This is a genomic window from Paenibacillus sp. HB172176 (assembly GCF_011947265.1).
In the GTDB taxonomy this organism is placed as follows: domain Bacteria; phylum Bacillota; class Bacilli; order Paenibacillales; family Paenibacillaceae; genus Pristimantibacillus.
This window is the reverse complement of the sequence record NZ_JAATHD010000016.1, coordinates 124,437-145,888: the sequence shown is the minus strand read 5'-3', so window position 1 is coordinate 145,888 and position 21,452 is coordinate 124,437. Positions and strand designations below refer to the sequence as shown.

The window sequence follows — 21,452 nt, the reverse complement described above, 5'->3', positions numbered from 1 at the left end:
GACCATGGTGAAGGTGGCGTTTGTCGGAGCCGGAGGCATAGCGAAGACGCATTTCAATGCTTTGAAGGAACTGGAGCATGTCAAGCTGACGGCGGTATGCGATGTTGTGAAGAGCAATGCCGAGAAGGCGGCGGGCGCATACGGGATGCGGGCCTACGATAATCTCGACGAGATGCTGGGTCGGGAGCGTATTGACGCCTTGTTCGTCTGCGTGCCGCCGTTTGCGCACAATGATATCGAAGAAAAGGCTGCGGCAAGAGGCATTCATCTTCTTGTAGAGAAGCCGCTTGGACTGGATATGGGGCGGGTGTCGGAGAAGGCGGACGCAATCGGGCGCGCCGGCATTGTTGCGGCAGCCGGCTATTGCCTGAGATATCACGACGTCGCGGCGCAAGCAAGAAGCTATCTGGAAGGCAAAGAAATCGGCATGGTGCGGGCGCATCATTTGTGCGGCTTTGTAGAGACGCCCTGGTGGCGCGAGCTGGAGCGATCGGGAGGACAACTGGTGGAGATGGCCACCCATACGGTCGATATGGTGCGTTATTTGGCGGGGGATGTCAAATCGGTCTACGGACTGATGAATTACGGGCTGCTTGAGGATCGGCCGGGAGCCACGATTCCATCAACGGTCTGCGCGGGTCTGGAATTTGTCTCCGGCGCCGTCGGACATGTGGATACGGCTTGCATTCAGCCGGATTGGCGAAGCGGCATCGAGGTGCTGGGCAAGGACTTCCGTCTTGCTCTGTCGGGCAAGACGCTGACCTTCACGGAGCGCGGGCGAACGACTACGATTGAAGGTCAAACCGGCAATGTGTTCCTCGAGCAGGATCGGGCGTTCATCGAAGCCGTCTTGCATGGAGATCCCGGAAGGCTGAAATCCGATTATCTGGACGCGCTTCATACGCTGGAGATTTCGCTGGCGGCCTATGAATCGGCCAGAATCGGGCAGAGAGTGATGCTGAAAGGCAAGCTTCCGGCATGATGAAGGTTGCCGTAGTCGGCACGGGCGCGATGGGTCGCATTCATGCGGCTGCCTGGAGCTCCATGCCCGATGTTCAATTGGTTGCTTTATTAGGGCGCAATGCGGATCAAACTCGCCGCGCAGCCGCCGAATATGGAGCCGCAGCCATGGAGAATTGGCAAGCCTTGCTTCAGGATGAAGAGGTAGCGGTTGTCGATCTCTGCATTCCGACGCCTCTTCACAAGACGTTCACGCTCGAAGCGGCGGCGCACGGGAAGCATGTCATCTGCGAGAAGCCGATTGCGTTGGAGGAGAAGGATGCGATTGATATGATCGAGGGCTGCAGGAAAGCAGGCGTTCAGCTTTACATTGCCCATGTGCTGCGTTTTTTTCCGGCGTATGCCCAGGCCAGGCGGCAAATTCGGGGTGGAGCGCTAGGAACGATGCGTTGCTTCCTGGCGTCAAGGCATGGGACGAATCCCGGGCGAGACGGTCAATGGTACGCGGATCCGGCGCAAAGCGGCGGCGTTCTGCTCGATTTGATGATTCACGATCTTGATTTTCTGCGATGGACCTTCGGCGAGGTTGAAAGCGTGTTCGCTGTCGGCAGCGGGGGAGAGAGCGAGCTCTGCCGACACGCCGTGCTCGCTGCCCGGATGAAGTCGGGCATGATTGCGCGTCTGGAGGCTTCATGGAACTATCCTCGCTTCGAGAGCTCCTTCGAAGCGCTGGGAACGGCGGGAAGTTATGCGGAATCGTCGAGCTCTCCTCCTTTGTCAATTCGAGGCTTGTCCGTGGAAAAAAATGGCGGCGGAGCTGTTTCCGTTCCTTCCATGCTGCTCGAGAAGGATCCGTATTACCGGCAGCTCCGGCATTTTCGCGACTGCATACTGCTCGGGGAACGCCCTGTTATCACTGCGCAGGATGCGCTGGAGGCGTTGAAGCTGGCCCGATTGGGGATGCGTTCGATGGAGATCGGGAGTCTGATAACGATGCATGCGGTCCGGGAAGAGGAAGGAGAGAGCTAGTTGGTCAGAATCGGAATGATCGGTTTTTCGCATCCGCATGCCGAAGAATATGCAGCCAGCATTATGCGCCTAGCCGAGCCGGCTGCCCTATGGGCGGATGGGGAGGGCGAGCATTCGCTTAAAGCGGGGGTCAAGCAAGCATTCAGGAGCTGTCGGTCGCTGTCCTCCTTTCTCGCTGTCCAGATGGACGCGGTTGTGGTCGCTGCCGCGATCAGGCCAGGCGGCGAGCAAGCGGAGGCGCTTGGCAAGCTTCGTATGCCGGTGCTGGCCGAAAGTCCCATCGCGGCGGGGATTCGGACAATCGAGAGTCTGCGTCCGCATGCGGCTTATCCGCTTCGCTACGCCCCGTCTCTGCGGGAAGCGCGGCGTCGATTGCATTCCGGCGTCAGCGGACGCCCGACGTTGTTGAAGCTTTCGGCCGGACTAGGGACATTTCGCGGTGCGAGCAGAGACGCGGAGGAGGTTATTCTCGACCTGATCTCTTATTTGCTGGACGAGAGGCTGACCCTGCTTCATCGGGAGCTTGGTCGCGGCGGCGAGCGGGTAGGGGAGGGCATATTGCTGCTCAAATCGGATTCGGGAACCGCGGTCTGCGCGGATTTCAGAGAGAAGCGCGGCGCGAGAAGCTTGTTGCAAGAGGATTGGAGAATCGACTTGGCGGCGGAGGACGAGATGCTTCATCTCGATTTGTTCGCCCAGCACAGCTCGGCATTCGAGGAGGAGACGGGCAGCATCCGGAAGGAATATTGGGGAGATTCCCCGTTCGACGGAGTTGTGCGCGAATTCATAGACGCCTTTTGCGGCGCGGATGGAGGAGAATGAGGATGGAGGAAGTTCGACGTTTGAAGCGAAACGAGTGGGGGCAGGCGATATCGTTGTCCGACCGCCTATTTCGCGGCGAGGGCCAGAGCTCGATGAAGACGGCTTTCCCCTATTCGTTCTCGAAGGCGCTCTCTCAATCGTTCGGCGCCTTCGAGGACGGAAGGCTGGTCAGCTTTATGGGGCTTGTGCCTGCCGTCATTAGAGTCGGAGAGGCGAGGCTGGACGCCTTCCTGCTTGGTCAAGTAGGGACGGAGGAAGCAGCAAGGGGAAAAGGCTTTGCCAGCCGCGTCATGGATGCGGTGCTTGAGCATATCGATCGCTCGGGGGCGTCGCTGATGCTCGTGTCCGGAGCGCGCTCGCTTTATGAACGGGCGGCCTGCCTGTCTTATGGGCATATGCGCAAGGCGGAGCTTGACTCCAATTGGGCAAAGGCAGCTTTGGGGGGCGCGAAGGGTACGCTGCTCATTCGGCCTCTATCCGCTCACGACTGGTTCGGCATGAACCGACTGGCAGCCGGGCGCTTCGTCGGCTTTGACTACAGCTTGAGGGATCTTGCCGAATTAATCGAAGCGGAAGCGCGGGCGAGCTGCATGAGGCATGTTCATCGGGTTCTCGTTGCGGAGCGGGAAGGCATGCTTAAGGGATTTCTAATCTATACCTTGCCGCAGGGCGGAGGGTCCGCAAGACAGCCCGAAGCTATCGAATGGGCCGGCGACGCCGGGGTTGTCTCCGAGCTGCTTGCCAGCGCGATCGAGAGGCATTCCCTTCCGAAGCTGCTGGTGTCTCTGCCCGGACACGAGACGGATTTGATCGAGCGGCTGGGAGGCGAGAGCATGACGCATGGCGAGTATCCGGGGACGATTCATATCGTGGACCCGCAGCGTCTGCTTGCGCAGCTTGAGCCTTATTGGACCAGGCGGGGCTGTTCATTGCCCGGCGAGGAGCAGATGCGCACGGAGAAAGGAGAGGCGCGGGGAGTCAGGCTGCTCGCGGAAGGGGAGACGATGGAATGGACCGCCCGGCAATGGATCGATTACTTGTTCTGTCCGTCCCGCGAAGCCGGAGGACGCCGGGAAATTCCCGGCTGGCAGCCCGCAGCGGCGCTGCCGATCCCACTGCCCAGCCCTCACGGACTGCTCTATGTGTGATAGAAAGCTTGGAGGGAGAGTGCGAGAAGATGAAGCTGGGATTAAGCTCGTATAGTCTGGTCAGGGAAATGAAGGAAGGAAGAATGTCCATTCTGGATGTTGTGCAATGGGCCGCGGACGAGGGCTGCGAGCATATTGAAATCGTGCCCGCCGGATTCGATATTCATGAAAGCGGAATGCCGGAGAAAATCAGGGATAAAGCAAGCTCCGCGGGACTGAGCATATCCAATTACGCGGTGAATGCGAATTTCGACCCATTCGATTCGGAAGCCTTCGAAGAAGAAATCGCGCGAATGAAGCGGCAAGTCGATATTGCGCGCCGCTTGGGCAGCGCTCATATGCGCCATGATGTCGCCTGGCGCAGAGATGCCGATATGCGGACGCTCGCCGGGGAAGTCGAGGGATTGGCGGAAGCATGCAGACGCATCGCGGATTACGCGGCGGAATTCGGGATCGCGACTTCCATGGAGAACCACGGGTTTTATTTGCAAGGATCGGATCGCATCCAATATTTAATAGGCAAGGTAGGAAGAGAACGCTTCGGGTTGACGATGGATATCGGCAACTTTCTGTGCGGGGACGAGGACCCGGTCATTGCGGTCAAGCGGAATGTTCATTTGGCGACGATGATTCATCTGAAGGATTTCTACGTTCGTCCCGCGAATGCCGATCCGGGCGAAGGTTTTTTTCAATCGGCGGGCGGACGATATTTGAGAGGAGCGATTTTCGGACATGGCGATATTGATGTTCGGGAAGTGCTGCGCTGCTTGAAGGCGAAGGATTATACCGGTTATGTTTCGCTGGAATTTGAAGGCATGGAAGATAGCATAAGAGGCTCGCGCATTGGCTTGGCGAATGCCAGAGCCTTCCTGCAAGAAGGATAGAGATGGGAGGGACACGCACAATGATGAAGGGGAAGAGAGAAGCGGCGCGATCCTTCGAGCTGCGATACTTCAGCAGCGACGCGTCGGCAGACGGGGAGACAGATTTCAAGGGGCCGACGGCTGTTTTCAATACCGAAGAGCGCCTGCGCTATTTGCGGCAATACGCCGATTATGCGCGAACGTTCTTCGCCAATCCTGCGTGGGATCGCAAGGCGGTGTCGGATGATGAGGTGGAGCGGGCATGGACAGGCATCAAGAAGCAGCCGTCACCCTCATTCAGACAATCGATAGAGCTGGAGAACTGGCTATGGACAGGACAGAATGAAGGGAAACGAGAGAAGAGGGCGGCCGCGCTTCGGGCATGGGGAGCCATCCCCGGAACCCGTATCCGGGAGGGAAGACTGCAATGGACGGAGGACGGCGCGTCCGCGAGCTGTTCCTTCGAGGAGCAAAGCTGGCGCTTTCACCTGCAGTGGCGGCTAAGAACCAAGGGACGCGAGGCGAGCCTGCTGTTGAACAACGGGCTGGAGGTCGGCTGCGACGAAGTCGGGCGAGTATTCGCGAAGACGCCGCAAGAAGAGCGAAAGTGCCTCAGCACGGTCAAGGCGGATGAATGGATCGATTTCCGTCTGGAGGTGGATGTGGCCTCTGGAGGCTTCAATCTGATCGCCAATGACAGACAAGTCGTTGATTTCGCCAAGCTGCCGCTTGAAACGGGAAGCGTGAGCAGGCTGACCATCGCCGGGCATCGGGGGATGGAGCTCGACAGCATGCTTGGCACAGGCTTTCATCCCGAAGAGTTGAAGGACGGCTTCCGCGGCGGAGATGTGCCGTTCGTCATTCGAACGTTCCTGGACGAGGATTTCCGGGTTTGCCCGGATTTGAGGGAGTGGACGTCGGCGGGGTACAACGACGCGGAATGGGCATCTGCCGAGCTGCCCTTTCCGCATGGAGGAGAGCGGTTCGCGGGAGAGGATCTGTATCTTCGCAGAACGGTTCGCCCCGGGACGTTCGAGCGCGCGTTCCTGTATGTGGAATGTCTGGATCCGGGCGGGGAAATATGGCTGAACGGGAAAGTCGTCACCGTGCTGCGCAACCGTCATCCGCAGCGGATCGACGTGACGGAATTGCTCCTGGAGGGTGAGGACAATCAGCTCGCGGTACGCGTCTATCCTCATCAATTCGACATTTCGATGAGGCATACCTCCTCCGATCGGCATACGGGCTGGTTCGCGGGACGCATGAGACTCGATCTGACGAATGCGTTCCATATTGAAGATTTGTTTGTCTATACGCGGTCGATTCATGAGGATATGGCCGTTCTGCACGCGGAGGTTATGGTGAAGAACGATCTTCGCGTAAGAAGATCGGGCGAGGCGCTGAACGCGCTGGCGTGGAATGGAACGCTGGAGCTGGAGCTTAGAGAGTGGTTCCCCGAGGAGAGCGATTGTCTTGCCGCGTCCGTCTCGTTCGGAGTGACGGTCGAGATGGGCAGAAGCTTGCGGACGAACAAGACGCTGCGCGTGCCCATGCCCAAGCTGTGGCATCCGGACTCGCCGCGGCTGTACAAGGTGACGGCAGTGCTGAGAGACGCTGCGGGCGGGATGGTGGATGACTGCGTTATGACGACGGGCATTCGCACGGTAAGTCAGGAGGGCGGCGTATTCCGGGTAAACGGCAAGGCGGAGATGATGAACGGCGCGTTGCTATTCGGCTATCGCTATCCGATCGATAAGATCGCCGCATGGGATCGCTGCGGTCCCGGAGAGTGGATCGTCCGCGACCTTCTCATGCTGAAGAAGCTGGGCGGCAACACGGGGCGTATGAGTCATCATAACAGCATGCTTGGCTGCATTAACGATCCGAGATACGCGGAGCTCGGCGATCAGCTCGGCATTATGTTCCAGTGGGCGACCTCCGCCTGGGTGAGGGATGCGAGTCCCTGGCTGCTGGATTTGGAGGGCTTGCCCAAGTATGTGCGGCAGGTTCGCAACCATCCGAGCATCGCGATGTGGCAGCCGAGCAATCATCCTTCGTTCGAAAGCTTCGAAACGGGCATGCCCTGGTTTGAGGAGGTATATGCGGCCATTCATCATGAGGATCCAAGCAGACTGATCAGCCCTACCTCCAATCTGGTGCGGTTGAAGCCGAGAAACGATGATGGGACGCTCGATCATGACGGAAGAAGAGTCCATCCGATTGCGGCGTGGACCGCGCCAGGCCTGACAAGGGGAGGCATGGACAACGCGACCGGATACGGAGCGGAATGGAGCGTGCTGCGAAGCTGGCCGTTTCCGCCGGCATGGGAGGGCGACGACGGCTGGCGGCATGAGAGCTACAAATCGGATTTCCTCGCCAGCGCGGAAAGAGCTTATTTCGATTTCGAAAACGAGGAATCGACGGCCCAGCCGAATTGGAGGCTGCTTCGCGGCAAGCCGGAATATCGCATCAAATCCTATGAGTGGGAGCATGACGCCGGCTCGATCGGCAGGGAGCTGGAATTCGAGGAATGGGAGCTGAGCCAGGCCTGGCAAGCCTTCAGCGCCTACGAGTCGATTCGCAAAAAGCGGTGGCTTGGCTATGACGGCTTCGCCTGGTGCACGCTGCGGGGCGGAGGCAACAATGGCACGTACATGAAGCCGCTGACGGATTATTACGGTCACGGGAAGATGGCATTCCATGCCGTCGCCATGGGCTATCAGAAGCTGCTGGCGGGAAGCCGCGACGTGGATATCGTCTACGGCCCCGGAGATGAGATACGACCGGTCGTCATGAATGTCGGCGACGGCTTCCAAGGTGAATTGCATATTGTCGTGAAGAAGCCGGACGGCGAGGTTGCGGCCCGTCAAATCTATGCCGGATTGCGAATTCCTCCGGGGAAAATCGCGCATGAGCTGAAGTCCTTCCGCCCCGATATTCCGCTAGACGCTTATTATGCGGTGGAATATATTCTGGTCGGCGAAGACGGGGAGTAGAAGCGTGAAGAAGCGGGAATTCATCGGGCATTGCTTGCTTATCAGTCTGGGATCGGCGCTGTTTGCGTTTTCCCTGCAATATTTCGTCATCCCCAATGCGTTCATGGAGGGCGGAGTCACGGGCATTTCTTTGCTGTTGAAATACAGCTTGGACGTACCGCCTTGGCTGACCGTCGCCCTATTCAATATTCCGCTGTTCCTCGCGGCATGGAGACTTACCGGCAGGAACGGAGCGGCCTTTACGCTGGTCGGGGCGGCAGCCTTTTCCCTGTTCCTCTGGCTGGCCGAGGCGGTTCATGTCGAGGGGCTGATCGAGAGTGCGGGCAACGATGATTTGCTGACGGCTCTGTATGCCGGCGTCACCTCCGGCGCAGGACTTGGCATCGTGCTCAGATACGGCGGCTCGACAGGCGGATCGGCGCTGATCGCGCGGCTGACGCAGCATTTGTTCGGATGGAAGCATGGTCACGTCATTCTTGCGATGGATATTGCGGTTATCGGTTTTTCCGTCTTCTATGTGTCCCTGGATAAGCTGCTCTATACGCTGGTCATGGTGTTTATTACGGCCAGGGTGATCGATTTCGTGACGCAGGAAGCCTATTCGGCCAAAGCGATTACGGTATTCACGAGAGTTCCCGGGCTGTTGTCCGAACGGATTACGGAGGAAACGGAAAGAGGCTTCACGCTGTACAAGGCGAAGGGCGGCTTCACGGGCAACGAAATGGATGTTGTTTATTGCGTCGTATCCCGCTCGGAGGTGCATCAATTCAAGCGGATGGTAAAAGCGCTTGATCCGAAGGCGTTCCTCATCGTGCATGATGTTCAAGAGGTGCTAGGCGAGGGGTTTCGGGCGCATTGAATGATTGGAAAGGAACGGGGGGAACAGAACATGAGAACGTACGTCATTGTTGGGGCGGGCGCAAGAGGGAGGCATATGTTCGCCGGACCCTTGTTCGCCGAGTGGGCGGATTTCGCGAGATTGGCGGGCGTATATGATCTTAATCGCCATCGGGCGGAGCTGCTCTCCCGGGAATGCGGCGGGATTCCCGTATTCCCGGATATGGATGAAATGCTGAAAGCGACAAAGCCGGATGTTGTCATCGTGGCCACGATCGACAGTATGCATGATTACTATATTATACGCGCGCTGGAAGCAGGCTGCGACGTGATTTCGGAGAAGCCGTTGACGATAAACGCGGGTAAGCTTCAGGCAATCCTGGAGGCGGAACGGAGAACGGGCAGGCAGGTAACGGTGACGTTCAACGCCCGCTTCATGCCGTATATGGCGGGAATCAAGAAGCTGTTGAAGGAAGGAGTCGTCGGTCGGGTGCTCGGCGTTAATTTGGAATGGCATTTGGACCGCGTGCACGGTGCCGACTATTTCCGGCGCTGGCATCGTCATATGGACAATAGCGGAGGCTTGCTCGTTCACAAGTCGACGCATCACTTCGATCTGGTGAATTGGTGGCTGGATGCAGAGCCGGTCGAGGTGTCGGCAATGGGCGAGCTTGGCTTCTACGGTCCCAAGCGGGAGGAGCGCGGAGAACGTTGCCAGGGCTGTTCCTATCGGAATCGCTGCGAGTTTTATTTCGACATTGCGAAGGATGCGTTCAACGCCTCCTATTACAGGGATGCGGAAGCGGAGGACGGTTATTACAGAGATCAATGCGTCTTCAGCGACGACACGTCGATCTACGATACGATGTCGCTTGGCGTCCAATATGATTCGAAGGCGATTCTGACCTATTCCTTGACGGCTTATAGTCCGTATGAGGGCTGGAAGCTGGTCATCCACGGCGTTGACGGGAGATTGGAAGCGGAGCAATTCTATAGCGGCGGTCGGACCGGCGAGCCTTACAGTGAAATTGCGATTTATCACCGTGACGGAGAAATAGCATTGCATCGCATACCTGTAAGTGGAGGAAGTCACTCCGGCGGCGACGAGCGTCTAAGGAGCATGCTGTTCGGAGAAGCGATTCCCGATCCTCTTGGCCAGCAAGCAGGGACGAGGGCCGGCGCTTTGTCCATGCTGATCGGAGCGGCGGCGAATATCTCGATTGCGGAGCGTCGTCCGGTGACAATCGGCGAGCTTATGGGAGGAGGGCAGTCGATTGAACGTTAAAGAGCTGGAGAAAGCCAGGCTGCATCTCTATGATGTGCGCCGCCAATTGAGCAGCTTCGTTTACCGTCGTTCCCGAGAGGCATTCCGGCGCGGCGACCGAATGCGCGACGAGTTGAAGAATCCCGAGGAATTAAAGCGAAGACAGCTCTATATTAAAGAAAGATTTATGCAAGCCATAGGAGGATTGCCGGAGGCGATTTCGGACTTGAAGCCGGTCATTTCAAGCAGCATCGACCATGAGAGCTTTCGCATCGAGAATATAAGCTTCGAATCCCGCCCGAATGTGAAAGTGACCTGTAACCTCTATGTTCCATTGAAGGCGAAGAAGCCTTGTCCGGCCGTTCTGTTTCTGTGCGGTCATCATGATGCGGCAAAGACAACGGAGGAGTATCAGAGAGTATGCCAGATACTGGCGCAATCCGGTCTGGCGGTGCTCGCCATGGACCCTCCCGGACAGGGAGAGAGATTGCAATATCCGTCGCGTCTTACAGGGCGTTCGTTAATCGGGGCGGGAGTGCGCGAGCATGATTATGCGGGGAGCCAGTGCTTGCCGATTGGAGACAGTCTGGCCAGATACTTCCTCCACGATGCCATGCGCGCGATCGACTATCTCGAGCAGCGTTCCGAGGTGGACTCGAGTCGGATCGGAGTTACCGGCAATTCGGGCGGCGGCACGCAAACCGCTATGCTGATGATGGCTGATAATAGAATTGCCGCTGCGGCTCCTTGTACCTTCATTATGAGCCGCGAATCCTTCTTATATGCGGGAATTCCGCAGGATGCCGAGCAAATATGGCCCGGATTCACGCTGGACGGACTGGATCATGAGGATATTCTGATCAGCATGGTCCCAAGACCCGTTCTTGTATTGGCCGCCGCTTACGATTTCTTCCCGATTGAGGGAACGCGCTCCGCCGTGGAACGAACTCGCCGTTTCTGGGAGATGTCGGGCGAATTAGACGGGTTGGAGCTGTTCGTGGACGCGGTTACGCATAAATATTCGGAGCGGATGGCGCATAAGGCGGCCGGCTTTTTCGCTCATCATTTTCTCGGGAAGAAGGGGCTAATTGATTGGCCGGTGCGTCTGCATAAGCCGGAGAGCTTGCATTGCTGTCCCGGCGGCCAAGCGCTGTTGGAGGCCTCGGAGAATGAAACGGCCATGACTCTTCATAAGGAAATCAGGCAGAGGGCGTCCGAAATTTTGCAGGCGGGGGACGAGCAAAGGCAGGAGGATCGCAAAACCGCGGCAATCGAATGGTTGAGGCATGCGGTATGCGGAGGAAGACTTCCCTGCGAGCTTCATCCGAGATTGGATATGACAAGAGGAAATGTCTGCGAAATGGAAGTGTACAGCGCCATGTGGCGGTCGCAGCGCAATCTGTTCAACCATGCCTTTCTGATACGGGCTGCGAAGCTTGCCGAAGAAAGGCTGCCAATCACGATTGCGGTGTGGGAGGAAGGAACGAATCGCTTGCAGGAGCATTGGCATTGGATACGCGAGACCTGCGCAGCGGGACGATGCGTCATGGTTCTGGATGTATCCGGATCGGGGAAATTGGCGCCGTATGCCTTTGGCGAGGGAGATCCGCTGGATTTTTACGAGGCGATTCATAAGCTGTCCACGGATTTGTTTTGGCTCGGAGACAGCTTGGCGGCGCTGCGAACCTACGATGTATGGAGAGCTTTCGAGGCGATTAAGCAGCTTCCGTTTGTGAATCCGGATGCCGTAAGCCTCTACGCCAATGGTCGGGAAGGCATGTACGCTTATTTGGCGTCGGCGTTGACCGACCGCGTTCAGTCTATGCGATGGGAGAAGCCGTTGCATAGCACGAGCGAATGGGTGATGTCGGAGCATTATGATGCCCGGAATATAATGGGCATTATTTTGCCGGGGCATTTGCGCTATTTCGATTTGCCGGAGCTTCGGAATTGGGGCTGCGTACCCGTCGAGCTCTGAAGACGTTGTGTAGCAATGTTCGTTCGCGAGAAGAAAGGAGAGTGGGAGCATGAACGTACATGTTTTTGAGCATCCTGTTGCGCTGGGAGAGTTTGCGGCGAAGCTGGCAAGCGAGGTGATTCGTCGTTATGTAGAGGAGCAAGGAAAATGCCGACTGGCGCTGTCGACGGGCCAATCGCAATTCGAGTTCTTCGATGCTTTTGCGAAGCAGGCCATTGATTGGTCGAAGGTCGAGGTGTTCCATCTTGACGAGTATGTGGGATTGCCCTTGGAGCATCCGGCGAGCTTCCGCCGCTATCTCAAGGAGAGGCTTCTGGATCAAGTCTCGGCAGGGAAGCAGTATTTGGTGAATGGAGAAGGGGATATAGCGGCTCATGTCGCGGAGCTGAACAGGGAAATCGCCAGAGCGCCGATTGATCTGGCTTTGATTGGCATCGGCGAGAACGCTCATATTGCCTTCAATGATCCTCCGGCCGACTTCGAAACCCAAGCTCCGTACATGGTTGTCGATCTTGATGAGGCTTGCAAGCAGCAGCAGGTCAGAGAAGGCTGGTTCCCGTTGCTTGACGATGTGCCGAAGCAGGCGATCACGATGTCTGTACGGCAACTGATGAGCAGTCGAACGATAATATCCTGTGTGCCGCACAGCGTGAAGGCGGAGGCGATCCATCTGACGATGACAGAAGCAGTGTCGAATCTCGTTCCTGCGACTATTTTGAAGACGCATGGAGATTGGACGTTATGCCTCGATGCCGCTTCGGCTTCAAGGTTGGAGCTGACAGGGGCAGCCAGCGATGACATTGATGTAGAGTCATAGAGACGAAATGATCATACGCATGTGTTCTTATGGGAGAAGTGAAAAATAGCTGGTTTCTTGAAATTATCGGAGCTATGAAGACGCTGGTTGAAGAGGTGAAAAACTGATTCGGGAGGGCGGTAGCGACACAAACTATGCGTACTACGCTCTCCATAAGTTTCGAAAATGGCCTGGTGAATTTATGGCCCTTTCGCGTGAGAAGAGGGCTTTTGTCTTAGAAGGAAAACGAAGGTGAATCACAAACCGCATAAAATCAACAAAAATCGGAGCCCTATCGCTAGGGCTCCTTTTCATGGGAGAGGAGAAACCGGATGAAGAGCTTATGGGGAAACGTAAGTCTTCTCCGCGGTTGTCTACGGCATCTTTCGACGCCGATGAATTTAGGATGTCCGCTTTCGTGGAGATTATACATACGCCTGAACTTTTTTTGATGATGAAGAAAAGAGGGATCTGCTTAATGAAAAGCAAACGAGTCGTTCATCTTCCTTCAAAGCAGCATTATATGGTACGATAGGCGGGACTGAGTTGGAAAGGGGAAAAAGCGGTGAGAGTGATTGCAGGCGTAGCAAAGGGACGCATGCTGAAGGCTGTGCCGGGAAATCAGACGAGGCCGACGACGGATAAAGTAAAGGAAGCGATTTTCAGCATGATCGGTCCTTATTTCGACGGAGGCGCAGCGCTTGATTTGTTCGCCGGAACGGGCGGTCTGGGTCTTGAAGCCTGGAGCAGAGGGGCGGAAAAGGTCGTCTTCGTAGACAGAGAGCAGGCCAGCATAGCGGTCATTCGAGCGAATGTACAGGCTGCGGGAGCGGAGGAGGCTTCAGAAATCTATCGCAATGATGCGGAACGCGCGCTCAAGGCGCTGGCAAAGCGCGGCATCCGATTTTCGTACGTGTTCCTTGATCCTCCGTATCGGTTGAAGACGATGGATGCGGTTATGGCCGAATTGTCCAGACAAGATATGCTGGAGGACGGAGCCGCGATTGTCGTCGAGCATGACGCGAAGCATGAGTACGGCGAGCTTGACGGGCCTTTTACTTTAATGAGATCAGCCAAGTATGGCGATATCGCCGTTTCGATATATCATTTTGAATTAGAGGAACGTCCGAATAGGGGAGAGACCGATGCTTGACAGGAATGAAGAGGACAAAAATGAGAACGAAGGCGTGAATGAAACGCATCAGCCGGCTTTGGTGTTCAAGAAAGAGAGGATCGCGGTGTATCCGGGCAGCTTCGATCCGGTCACTTATGGGCATTTGGATATTATTCAACGTTCCGCGAAGCAGTTCGACCGATTGGTCGTTGCGGTGCTTAACAATACGAGCAAGAACCCGATGTTCACGGTCGACGAGCGCAAGGAACTGCTGAGAGAAGTGACGCAGGATATCGAAAATGTGGAAATCGACAGCTTTCGCGATTTGCTGGTGCGGTACATGCGTTCGAAGCAGGCGGATGTGATCATCCGCGGCATCCGTTCAGTGACGGACTTCGAATACGAGCTGACGCTGGCGTCTACGAATCATTTGCTTGATCAGGATATTGATACGATGTTTATGATGACTAACCCGAAATTTTCGTACTTAAGCTCGAGTATCGTGAAGGAGATCGCGATGTTTGACGGCGATGTGAGCGTGCTGGTTCCGCCAGAGGTGGAGCATGCGTTGAAGGCGAAATACGCGGAGAAGCACGGCAGAAATTAACGGCGGCCGCTCCGCAGTGCAGCGCCTAAGGCAAGTAGAGCGGCAGGCGCGGCTAGAATGGCCGCTGCACTGATTGAAAACAGCCATAAAGTCGGCAACAGGCCTCCGCCCGCGGCGCCAAGCAAGGAGTCGGCCAGGCGCGCGGATTGAAGAGGCGCGCCCGCGAAGGAAGGCGCCGCTTGATCGCTCAGCCAAACCATGAAAGCGTTCATCGGCTTCCAAAGCAGAATCGTAGCAGCGAAAGCATGCATGGCATGATTCAAACGGAAGACGATGAAAGGCAGCAGCCGCAGATCGGTGCCCGAGATGGCGTAACCGACCTGAAGCGCGCCGCTGAAACCACTCCATGCCAGGACGGCTGCGATTGACGAGCAGATGAGAACAAGATTAACGCCGGGAGCGTTCATTACCGAAGCCGCATAAGCGCCGAGGTGGCTCTCCACAAGCGAGGCGGAGATTAGCTCGTAGCTGCTTCGATGCAGCAGATGCGCGAACAATGGCTCGGCAAGCTTGGCGAGCAGAGACGCGAAGATCATGAAGCCGCCGATGAGCATAAGCTTCTGCACGCTCTCGGAGACGGAATCGCCCAGCACCTTGCCGAAGCTGCGGCCGTCTGCTTCCCGGCCTGCTTGCATCGCTTTGCCGGCTCCGGTCAGAAGCTCGAGTCGATTCTTCGAGCGACGGCTTGCGTGATCGGGTTCGCCGGGCGTTTCCGAGGCAGAGGCCGGGATATGCTCTGTCTGAGGAGGTTTTTTTTTTGTTTTGGCCAGAAACAAACGATTCAAGAGCATCAGCCATGCTGCCGATAACCACACTGCGGAAGCGATGATAAGGCCGACAATCGGCTTATGCAGAAAGCCGGCGGGGATGATAACGAGCATGAACATTGGACTCGGCATATGCGAGAGAGCAAGCAGGCTTTGGCCCTGTTCGCGGGACACTAGCTCCCGCTTGCGCAGCGAGGATACCGCTTCGGCCCCGGCGGGATATCCTCCTAGCCAGCCGACGGCTATCGCCGCAGCGCCCTCTCCGGGCAGCTTGAACAAGCGACCCATGACAGGCCTCGTCAACGCGCCCAGCCCGTGCACGAGTCCGAAGGCGAGCATGATTTCGTACAGCACCAGGAAAGGAAGCAAGCCGGGAAAGACGATATTCCACCATAGGTTCAAGCCCTGCAGCGAGGCTTTGAAGGCGATGTCTGGCTGCAGGATGATAGCAATAACCATGAGGATCGAACAAAAAGCAAGCAGAACGGATTTGGTCATGCGCTTCAGCTCCTCGGCGTTCATGGACAATCCTTATCGTTCCATAGTACGCAAAGGGGAGCGGAGTTAGACCAGTCCAGATCAATTGGGCTGAAACGGAGGGATGGGCATTGAAGGAGGGGACGCTGGTTGCACGGAGATCGTTGCTGTCAGCCGCGCTTACCGCATTCTTGATGTGGCTGCTGCTCTATGCGCCGACCCCGCTTGTGCTCTATAAGCCGGGCATTGCGGCTCCGGTGAACGGAATGATTGCCATGCAAGACGGAGAAGACGTACAAAGCGAAGGGAAATGGCTGCTCACTGCGGTTAAGCTGACGGATACGAATGTATGGGGGGCGCTCAAAGCCGCTTTTGATTCCAAGGTGGATGTGTATCGCAGGAAGGATGTCTTCCAAGGCTTGTCGCAGCAGCAATATGCCGAGCGGGTATCGGAAGTAATGAAGGAGTCGCAGAGCGAGGCTGTGGAAGCGGCTTACCGCTATGTCGGAATCTCTTATTCAATCGTGCAAGGGAAGGTAACTCCCGAGCAAACGGAGCAAACAATCTCGATCTCTGCCGGCGAGATTGGCGGTCCGTCCGCAGGGCTGGTGTTCGCGCTGGCCGCCGTGGATTTGCTGACGGAGGGGGATATGACGGCCGGAGAGCGAATAGCGGCAACCGGTACGATAACGACGGAGGGCAGGGTTGGAGCAATCGGCGGCATTAAACAGAAGGTAGTAAGCACAAGCGAGGAAGGCGCGCAGCTCTTTCTTGTGCCAAAGGAGAATGAGAAGGCAGCGCGGAAGGAAGCGAAGGCGATCGGCTCCTCGATGAAGATCGTTGGCGTTGGAAGCTTGAAGGAAGCGATTGCTGCGATCGCTTCCTTCGCGGAGACGCATTAGATTCGGATCGGTGCGTCGCGGAAATCTCGGAACAACTGGGAAGCCTCGCAAGAGCCCGGTCTGCCGAGTATGTAGAGATTGCTTGCCCGCGTGTCCAGCTCCAGATAACGATAAGGCTCGGGCGCTCTTGCCGCGCTGAGCAAGATGGGAAGAGATGCGGTGCTTCGCATGCGCTTCAGCAGCGCTTGCCCCCTCTCCGTGAAGCCGAGCACTCTGATGTATTGAACACCGGCGGCAAGCTTCTCTCTCGTGAAATCGGACTTGAGGTGGCCGAGAAGAACGGATGTTAAGGCGCGCTGAAGCTTCGTGCGCGTATAGCGCTTGGTCTTCAGCATGGCAAGCAGCGGCTCGAACTGAAGCTGCTCCAGCTGAGGGAGAGCGTTCAGAATGCGATGCTCGAGTCCCTCGGCTATCTCATAATGGTCTGCAAGCTCGGACGGCTTGCATGATAACAAGCGATGCAGCAGCGGCTTCATGAAGGAGGGCCAGCTTGCCGGACGCCAGCCCTCCGACCAGCTCTGCGACAGGATGCGCGCGGTGCTATCCGGCACGAAGCTGAACAGCTCCTCCAGCGACTGCTCCTCGAACAGCAGCTTTCGAAGAGCTGTCGCGCTAGCGATGCGTCCATCGGTAATCGTCTGCTGATTGTATTGCGACTTTTCCCTGGCGATGGTGTACGGCCGCATGACGCTCCCGATGCGTTCATGCGCGAGCAAATAATGCAAGCCGAGCGTATGGTTCGGCCTATCGAACGGAAATCCGGAGGCTTCTTCCGCGCCGGAATCCTTAAGGAAAGAAGCGACGGCCGAGCTGTACGCGCTCGGATAGCTGCCGCCCGTCTCAAGCTGCTCTCTGAGCAGCGCTTGAAAGGCGGGAGGCTCCTTCGCCAGCAGCTTGGCGGCGATCTGCAGCGGAGCCAGCTCCCCGCTTTCGGTTCCGAAGCAGAATGAATCAACCGCGCCCGTCGCCTCCAGCAGCGATACGGCGCCGTAGGCGAACCACTCGGCGGCCTGCGTCGCATAAGCGACCGGAAGCTCGATAACAAGATCGCAGCCTCCGGCGAGCGCCATGCGCGTTCTTGTCCATTTGTCCGCCATGGCGGGCTCGCCGCGCTGGAGGAAATGGCCGCTCATAACGGCGACGACGGCTTCAGCTTCTGTTATTTTGCGAGATTGCTGCAAATGATAGTAATGTCCGTTATGGAATGGATTATATTCGACGATGACGCCGACAGCGCGCATAGGCTTCCTTCCCCTCTTGAATTTTCTGCTGGCATTACTATATCATATCTCTGACGATGCCCGCATGAAATTGTTGACAAACCGCTTCATGAATAGATATAATAATCTTTGTTTGTTTGGGGTGATTAAATGCAGTTTAGAATGCAAGAGATGATGAACAAAGGGCTGAAGGCGACCCTTAACGAGAAGCTGGATGTCAGCGATCTGTTCAAAGGACGAGGGGACGTTTATCATTCTGGGCCTCTGCATGTATCGCTGGAGGTTACGGGACATGAAGGATATATAACGGCGGAAGGCATGCTGACCGCTGATCTGGAACTGGCCTGCTCCCGTTGTTTGGAGCCTGTGAAGGAACGCGTGTCCATTCCTTTCTTCGAGCAATTCGCGCCCGCCGCCAAGGAAGAGACGGACGGTGAAGCGGAGGAAGCGGAAGCGGATAATGATTTTGTCGAAGTAGCGGGAGATCGGTTGAACTTGTTGCCTTATCTGGAAGAAGCGCTTCAATTGTTCATGCCTTTCGCGCCGCTCTGCGATCAGAATTGCAAGGGATTATGTCAAACCTGCGGGCAGAATCTCAATGAGAAAGCCTGCGGATGCAACAACGAGCGAGTCGATGTCCGATTTGCGGCGTTGAAGGATTTTTTCAAGGAGTAGCATTCATTGATTTTGTGAAGGAGGTGGGATAGATGGCAGTACCTCAACGTAGAACATCCAAGACACGCCGCGACAAGCGTCGCACTCATTTCAAGCTGGCGGTGCCGGGCATGGTGAAATGCGAGCAATGCGGAGAGCTTAAACTGGGTCACCATGTATGTAAAGTATGTGGTTATTACAAAACAAAAGAGATCATTTCTCAATAATGGTGATTTCATCGATAGCACTTCATCTTGCGGTGGAGTGCTATTTTAAGTTCAAGACCATGAGAACAGAACTGCGCTATTCGAATGCAATGAGCCGATTCCATGCATTTCATTGCGTTTGGATACGTTTTTTCATATACTAAAATTAGTACCAGGTGATAAGAAGATTGAAGGAATTTGTAGAACATTCCGATAAAGGCGGTGCCCAGCATGGAACGAATGCCCAAACGCCAGAGGCATCAGCGGCTTACCCAATACATAGAAGAGAATCCGTTCATCACCGACCGGGAGCTTACCCGTCTATTGAAGGTGAGCATTCAAACAATTCGGCTTGACCGGCTGGAGCTAGGCATTCCCGAATTGCGGGAGAGGCTGAAGCTGATGGCGGAGCGGTCTTATGATTCGGTGCGCTCCCTGCCTCTGCATGAGGTCATCGGCGAAATTGTTGATTTGGAGCTGGACAAAAGCGGCATTTCGATATTCGAAATTCGGGAAGAGCATGTATTCTCGAGAACGTCGATTGCAAGGGGCCATCATGTATTCGCTCAAGCGAACTCGCTTGCAGTAGCCGTTATTGACGATGCGATCGCGCTCACGGTGACTGCCGACATCCGGTTCATTCGCCCCGTGAAGCTGGGGGAGAAATGTATTGCCAAAGCGTATGTGCGCTCAATCTCGGGCGAACGCAGCAAGTCGAAGGTGGAGCTGTTCACTTATGTCGGCGATGAAATGGTGTTTCAAGGGAATTTCGTGATATATAGATCCGCTGGAGAATCGGAAGCTGAAGGAGGAGAAGCCATTGCGGATCGCGATTGATGCGATGGGAGGCGATCACGCGCCCGAATTAATTGTTAAGGGCGCGCTGGCCGCGGCTGAGGAATGGCCGGATACGGAATTGCTGCTGGTCGGCAATCAAGCGGCCATCGAGCCGTTTCTTGGAGACAAAAAGCCTGCCAATGTTCAATTATGCCATGCGGATGACGTTATCGGAGCGGACGACGAGCCTGTGAGGGCGGTCAGGAGAAAGAAGAGCGCTTCCATGGTTGTCGCGGGTCAGCTTGTGAAGGACAAGGAAGCGGATGCGATGCTGTCTGCCGGCAATACGGGCGCGCTGATGGCGACCGGACTCCTCGTTGTGGGGCGGATGGAAGGCATCGAACGCCCGGCGCTTGCTCCGATGATGCCGACGATGGACGATGTTGGCGTGCTTGCTCTTGATCTTGGCGCGAACATGGATGCGAAGCCGGAGCATCTGCGGCAATATGCAATCATGGGCAGCATCTACCGCTCGAAGGTGCATGGCATGAAGGAGCCGAGAGTCGGCCTGCTCAATGTCGGAACCGAGGCGAAGAAGGGCAACGAGACGACGAAGATCGCTTATGAGCTCCTGGAGCAGGCGCCGATCCATTTTATCGGCAACGTGGAAGCAAGAGACGTGCTTACAAGAAACTGCGACGTGCTCATCTGCGACGGCTTTGCGGGCAACATTATGCTTAAGGCGATGGAAGGCGCGGCGGGCACCATCTTCAGCTCGCTGAAGGATGCTTTCGGACAATCGATGATGACCAAGCTGGCTGCGGCCATCATGCTGCCAAGACTGAGACAGCTGAGGAAGAAGATGGACTACAAGGAGCATGGCGGAGCGCCGCTTCTTGGACTGAACGGACTCGTGGTGAAATGCCACGGCTCTTCGGATGTCGTCGCGGTCAAAAACGCCGTTCGGCAAGCCAGAGTTGCGATTCAAGGCAAATTGACTGACTCGATTTCTGCAGAAATTAACAGGAAATGAGTGTGTGAAGATCATGAAGGTTCAACCTGTCGGAATTATTGGAACGGGCAAATATGTGCCCGAACGCATACTAACGAATCAAGAGCTTGAACAAATGGTGGAAACGAACGATGAATGGATCGTGACTCGTACCGGCATTAAGGAAAGACGTATGGCGGCTGCGGCGGAAGCTACCTCGGACCTGGCCTTTGAAGCGTCGAAGAAGGCGATTGAAGCGGCCGGGCTGACGGCGAAGGACATCGATCTCATTATCGTCGCAACGATTACGCCGGATATGTTCTTCCCATCTACGGCTTGCTTGCTGCAAGACAAGCTCGGCGCGCCGCAGGCTGCGGCCTTCGACCTGTCCGCCGCTTGCTCGGGCTTCATCTACGGGCTGGCGACGGCAACGAGCATGATCTCCACGGGCCTGTACAAGCATGTACTGGTGGTCGGAGCCGAGACGCTGTCCCGCATTACGGATTATACGGATCGCAATACATGCATCCTGTTCGGCGACGGAGCAGGGGCTGTCGTGCTCGGTCATGTGGAGGAAGGACGGGGCTTCAAGTCCTTCGAGCTTGGCGCGGATGGAAGCGGCGGCGAGTTGCTGAAGGTCGGCGGCGGCGGATCGAGAATGCCAGCTTCCGCTGAATCGTTGTCCGAGAAGCAGCATTTCATTCATATGGCCGGCAACGATGTGTTCAAATTCGCCGTGCGCATTATGGGCAGCGCGGCTGAGGAAGCGCTCGCGAAGGCGGGAATTTCCAAGGAAGAGATCGATCTGCTGGTGCCGCATCAAGCGAATATTCGCATCATACAATCGGCTATGAACCGTTTGCGGCTGTCGGAGGACAAAGCGATGATCAATCTGCACAGGTACGGCAATATGTCGGCGGCGTCGATTCCGGTCGCGCTGGCTGAGGCGGTCGAACAGGATCGCGTCAAGAAAGGCGACTGCCTTGTGTTCGTAGGCTTTGGCGGCGGATTGACTTGGGGCGCTTCCGTGCTGATTTGGTAATG

The 21,452-nt window shown here is 56.2% G+C and carries 20 protein-coding genes; 18 read left to right on the top strand and 2 right to left on the bottom strand.

Annotated features, from left to right (window positions below):
* The first annotated feature begins 4 nt into the window (after window positions 1-4).
* From HFP08_RS19635 to coaD, 12 genes are all read left to right on the top strand, one after another.
* On the top strand, window positions 5-982 hold the full coding sequence (locus HFP08_RS19635) for a Gfo/Idh/MocA family protein (RefSeq protein ID WP_168122303.1): 978 nt from the start codon (window positions 5-7) through the stop codon (window positions 980-982).
* On the top strand, window positions 979-1,989 hold the full coding sequence (locus HFP08_RS19630; RefSeq protein WP_168122302.1) for a Gfo/Idh/MocA family protein: 1,011 nt from the start codon (window positions 979-981) through the stop codon (window positions 1,987-1,989). Before HFP08_RS19635 ends, HFP08_RS19630 begins: the two co-directional genes overlap by 4 nt.
* Complete coding sequence (locus HFP08_RS19625) at window positions 1,990-2,811, top strand: Gfo/Idh/MocA family oxidoreductase (RefSeq protein ID WP_168122301.1); 822 nt, start codon at window positions 1,990-1,992, stop codon at window positions 2,809-2,811. It begins immediately after the preceding gene.
* A gap of 2 nt (window positions 2,812-2,813) precedes the next feature.
* Entirely contained in the window at window positions 2,814-3,959 is a 1,146-nt protein-coding gene (locus HFP08_RS19620) for a GNAT family N-acetyltransferase (RefSeq protein ID WP_168122300.1), read from the top strand.
* 29 nt (window positions 3,960-3,988) lie between these two features.
* The gene (locus HFP08_RS19615; RefSeq protein WP_168122299.1) at window positions 3,989-4,843 is read left to right on the top strand and encodes a sugar phosphate isomerase/epimerase family protein; all 855 of its coding nucleotides are present in this window, start codon (window positions 3,989-3,991) and stop codon (window positions 4,841-4,843) included.
* A 20-nt stretch (window positions 4,844-4,863) separates the two neighbouring features.
* Window positions 4,864-7,818 carry a glycoside hydrolase family 2 protein gene (locus HFP08_RS19610; protein WP_168122298.1) on the top strand — a complete coding sequence of 985 codons (2,955 nt, stop codon included), beginning with the start codon at window positions 4,864-4,866 and terminating at the stop codon, window positions 7,816-7,818.
* A gap of 4 nt (window positions 7,819-7,822) precedes the next feature.
* Window positions 7,823-8,677 carry a YitT family protein gene (locus tag HFP08_RS19605; protein WP_240941594.1) on the top strand — a complete coding sequence of 285 codons (855 nt, stop codon included), beginning with the start codon at window positions 7,823-7,825 and terminating at the stop codon, window positions 8,675-8,677.
* 30 nt (window positions 8,678-8,707) lie between these two features.
* On the top strand, window positions 8,708-9,940 hold the full coding sequence (locus tag HFP08_RS19600; RefSeq protein WP_168122296.1) for a Gfo/Idh/MocA family protein: 1,233 nt from the start codon (window positions 8,708-8,710) through the stop codon (window positions 9,938-9,940).
* Complete coding sequence (locus HFP08_RS19595; protein ID WP_168122295.1) at window positions 9,930-11,897, top strand: acetylxylan esterase; 1,968 nt, start codon at window positions 9,930-9,932, stop codon at window positions 11,895-11,897. Before HFP08_RS19600 ends, HFP08_RS19595 begins: the two co-directional genes overlap by 11 nt.
* A 49-nt stretch (window positions 11,898-11,946) precedes the next feature.
* On the top strand, window positions 11,947-12,714 hold the full coding sequence (locus HFP08_RS19590) for a glucosamine-6-phosphate deaminase (protein ID WP_168122294.1): 768 nt from the start codon (window positions 11,947-11,949) through the stop codon (window positions 12,712-12,714).
* A gap of 520 nt (window positions 12,715-13,234) precedes the next feature.
* Window positions 13,235-13,846 carry a 16S rRNA (guanine(966)-N(2))-methyltransferase RsmD gene (rsmD, locus tag HFP08_RS19585; protein WP_277345869.1) on the top strand — a complete coding sequence of 204 codons (612 nt, stop codon included), beginning with the start codon at window positions 13,235-13,237 and terminating at the stop codon, window positions 13,844-13,846.
* Complete coding sequence (gene coaD, locus HFP08_RS19580) at window positions 13,839-14,414, top strand: pantetheine-phosphate adenylyltransferase (protein WP_168122292.1); 576 nt, start codon at window positions 13,839-13,841, stop codon at window positions 14,412-14,414. Before rsmD ends, coaD begins: the two co-directional genes overlap by 8 nt.
* Here the strand turns inward: coaD and HFP08_RS19575 are convergent.
* Window positions 14,411-15,679 carry a nucleoside recognition domain-containing protein gene (locus tag HFP08_RS19575; protein WP_168122291.1) on the bottom strand — a complete coding sequence of 423 codons (1,269 nt, stop codon included), beginning with the start codon at window positions 15,677-15,679 and terminating at the stop codon, window positions 14,411-14,413. The genes coaD and HFP08_RS19575 overlap by 4 nt on opposite strands.
* Window positions 15,680-15,789: 110 nt before the next feature.
* On the opposite strand from HFP08_RS19575, the gene HFP08_RS19570 reads away from it, so the two are divergent.
* Window positions 15,790-16,560 (top strand): S16 family serine protease, encoded by a 771-nt coding sequence (locus HFP08_RS19570; RefSeq protein WP_168122290.1) that lies wholly within the window; start codon window positions 15,790-15,792, stop codon window positions 16,558-16,560.
* On the opposite strand, the gene HFP08_RS19565 is transcribed toward HFP08_RS19570, so the two are convergent.
* On the bottom strand, window positions 16,557-17,801 hold the full coding sequence (locus HFP08_RS19565) for a nucleotidyltransferase (protein ID WP_168122289.1): 1,245 nt from the start codon (window positions 17,799-17,801) through the stop codon (window positions 16,557-16,559). The genes HFP08_RS19570 and HFP08_RS19565 overlap by 4 nt on opposite strands.
* 129 nt (window positions 17,802-17,930) lie before the next feature.
* On the opposite strand from HFP08_RS19565, the gene HFP08_RS19560 reads away from it, so the two are divergent.
* From HFP08_RS19560 to HFP08_RS19540, 5 genes are all read left to right on the top strand, one after another.
* Window positions 17,931-18,455 (top strand): YceD family protein, encoded by a 525-nt coding sequence (locus tag HFP08_RS19560; protein ID WP_168122288.1) that lies wholly within the window; start codon window positions 17,931-17,933, stop codon window positions 18,453-18,455.
* Between the two features lie 32 nt (window positions 18,456-18,487).
* Window positions 18,488-18,661, top strand: a complete 174-nt coding sequence (gene rpmF, locus HFP08_RS19555) for a 50S ribosomal protein L32 (protein ID WP_015845071.1) — start codon at window positions 18,488-18,490, stop codon at window positions 18,659-18,661.
* Window positions 18,662-18,880: 219 nt separating this feature from the next.
* On the top strand, window positions 18,881-19,477 hold the full coding sequence (gene fapR / locus HFP08_RS19550; RefSeq protein WP_168122319.1) for a transcription factor FapR: 597 nt from the start codon (window positions 18,881-18,883) through the stop codon (window positions 19,475-19,477).
* Window positions 19,461-20,450 carry a phosphate acyltransferase PlsX gene (gene plsX / locus HFP08_RS19545; RefSeq protein ID WP_168122287.1) on the top strand — a complete coding sequence of 330 codons (990 nt, stop codon included), beginning with the start codon at window positions 19,461-19,463 and terminating at the stop codon, window positions 20,448-20,450. The genes fapR and plsX overlap by 17 nt, the downstream gene beginning before the upstream one ends.
* Window positions 20,451-20,463: 13 nt before the next feature.
* On the top strand, window positions 20,464-21,450 hold the full coding sequence (locus HFP08_RS19540) for a beta-ketoacyl-ACP synthase III (protein ID WP_168122318.1): 987 nt from the start codon (window positions 20,464-20,466) through the stop codon (window positions 21,448-21,450).
* The last annotated feature ends 2 nt before the right edge of the window (window positions 21,451-21,452 follow it).

What these genes read in the sequence shown, in the direction of transcription:
- fapR (WP_168122319.1), top strand. Translation starts at nt 18,881, where the DNA reads ATGCCCAAACGCCAGAGGCATCAGCGGCTTACCCAATACATAGAAGAG.
- HFP08_RS19540 (WP_168122318.1), top strand. Translation starts at nt 20,464, where the DNA reads ATGAAGGTTCAACCTGTCGGAATTATTGGAACGGGCAAATATGTGCCC.
- HFP08_RS19630 (WP_168122302.1), top strand. Translation starts at nt 979, where the DNA reads ATGATGAAGGTTGCCGTAGTCGGCACGGGCGCGATGGGTCGCATTCAT.
- HFP08_RS19610 (WP_168122298.1), top strand. Translation starts at nt 4,864, where the DNA reads ATGATGAAGGGGAAGAGAGAAGCGGCGCGATCCTTCGAGCTGCGATAC.
- HFP08_RS19590 (WP_168122294.1), top strand. Translation starts at nt 11,947, where the DNA reads ATGAACGTACATGTTTTTGAGCATCCTGTTGCGCTGGGAGAGTTTGCG.
- HFP08_RS19615 (WP_168122299.1), top strand. Translation starts at nt 3,989, where the DNA reads ATGAAGCTGGGATTAAGCTCGTATAGTCTGGTCAGGGAAATGAAGGAA.
- HFP08_RS19560 (WP_168122288.1), top strand. Translation starts at nt 17,931, where the DNA reads ATGCAGTTTAGAATGCAAGAGATGATGAACAAAGGGCTGAAGGCGACC.
- HFP08_RS19620 (WP_168122300.1), top strand. Translation starts at nt 2,814, where the DNA reads ATGGAGGAAGTTCGACGTTTGAAGCGAAACGAGTGGGGGCAGGCGATA.
- HFP08_RS19575 (WP_168122291.1), bottom strand. Translation starts at nt 15,679, where the DNA reads ATGACCAAATCCGTTCTGCTTGCTTTTTGTTCGATCCTCATGGTTATT.
- HFP08_RS19635 (WP_168122303.1), top strand. Translation starts at nt 5, where the DNA reads ATGGTGAAGGTGGCGTTTGTCGGAGCCGGAGGCATAGCGAAGACGCAT.
- coaD (WP_168122292.1), top strand. Translation starts at nt 13,839, where the DNA reads ATGCTTGACAGGAATGAAGAGGACAAAAATGAGAACGAAGGCGTGAAT.
- HFP08_RS19600 (WP_168122296.1), top strand. Translation starts at nt 8,708, where the DNA reads ATGAGAACGTACGTCATTGTTGGGGCGGGCGCAAGAGGGAGGCATATG.
- HFP08_RS19565 (WP_168122289.1), bottom strand. Translation starts at nt 17,801, where the DNA reads ATGCGCGCTGTCGGCGTCATCGTCGAATATAATCCATTCCATAACGGA.
- rpmF (WP_015845071.1), top strand. Translation starts at nt 18,488, where the DNA reads ATGGCAGTACCTCAACGTAGAACATCCAAGACACGCCGCGACAAGCGT.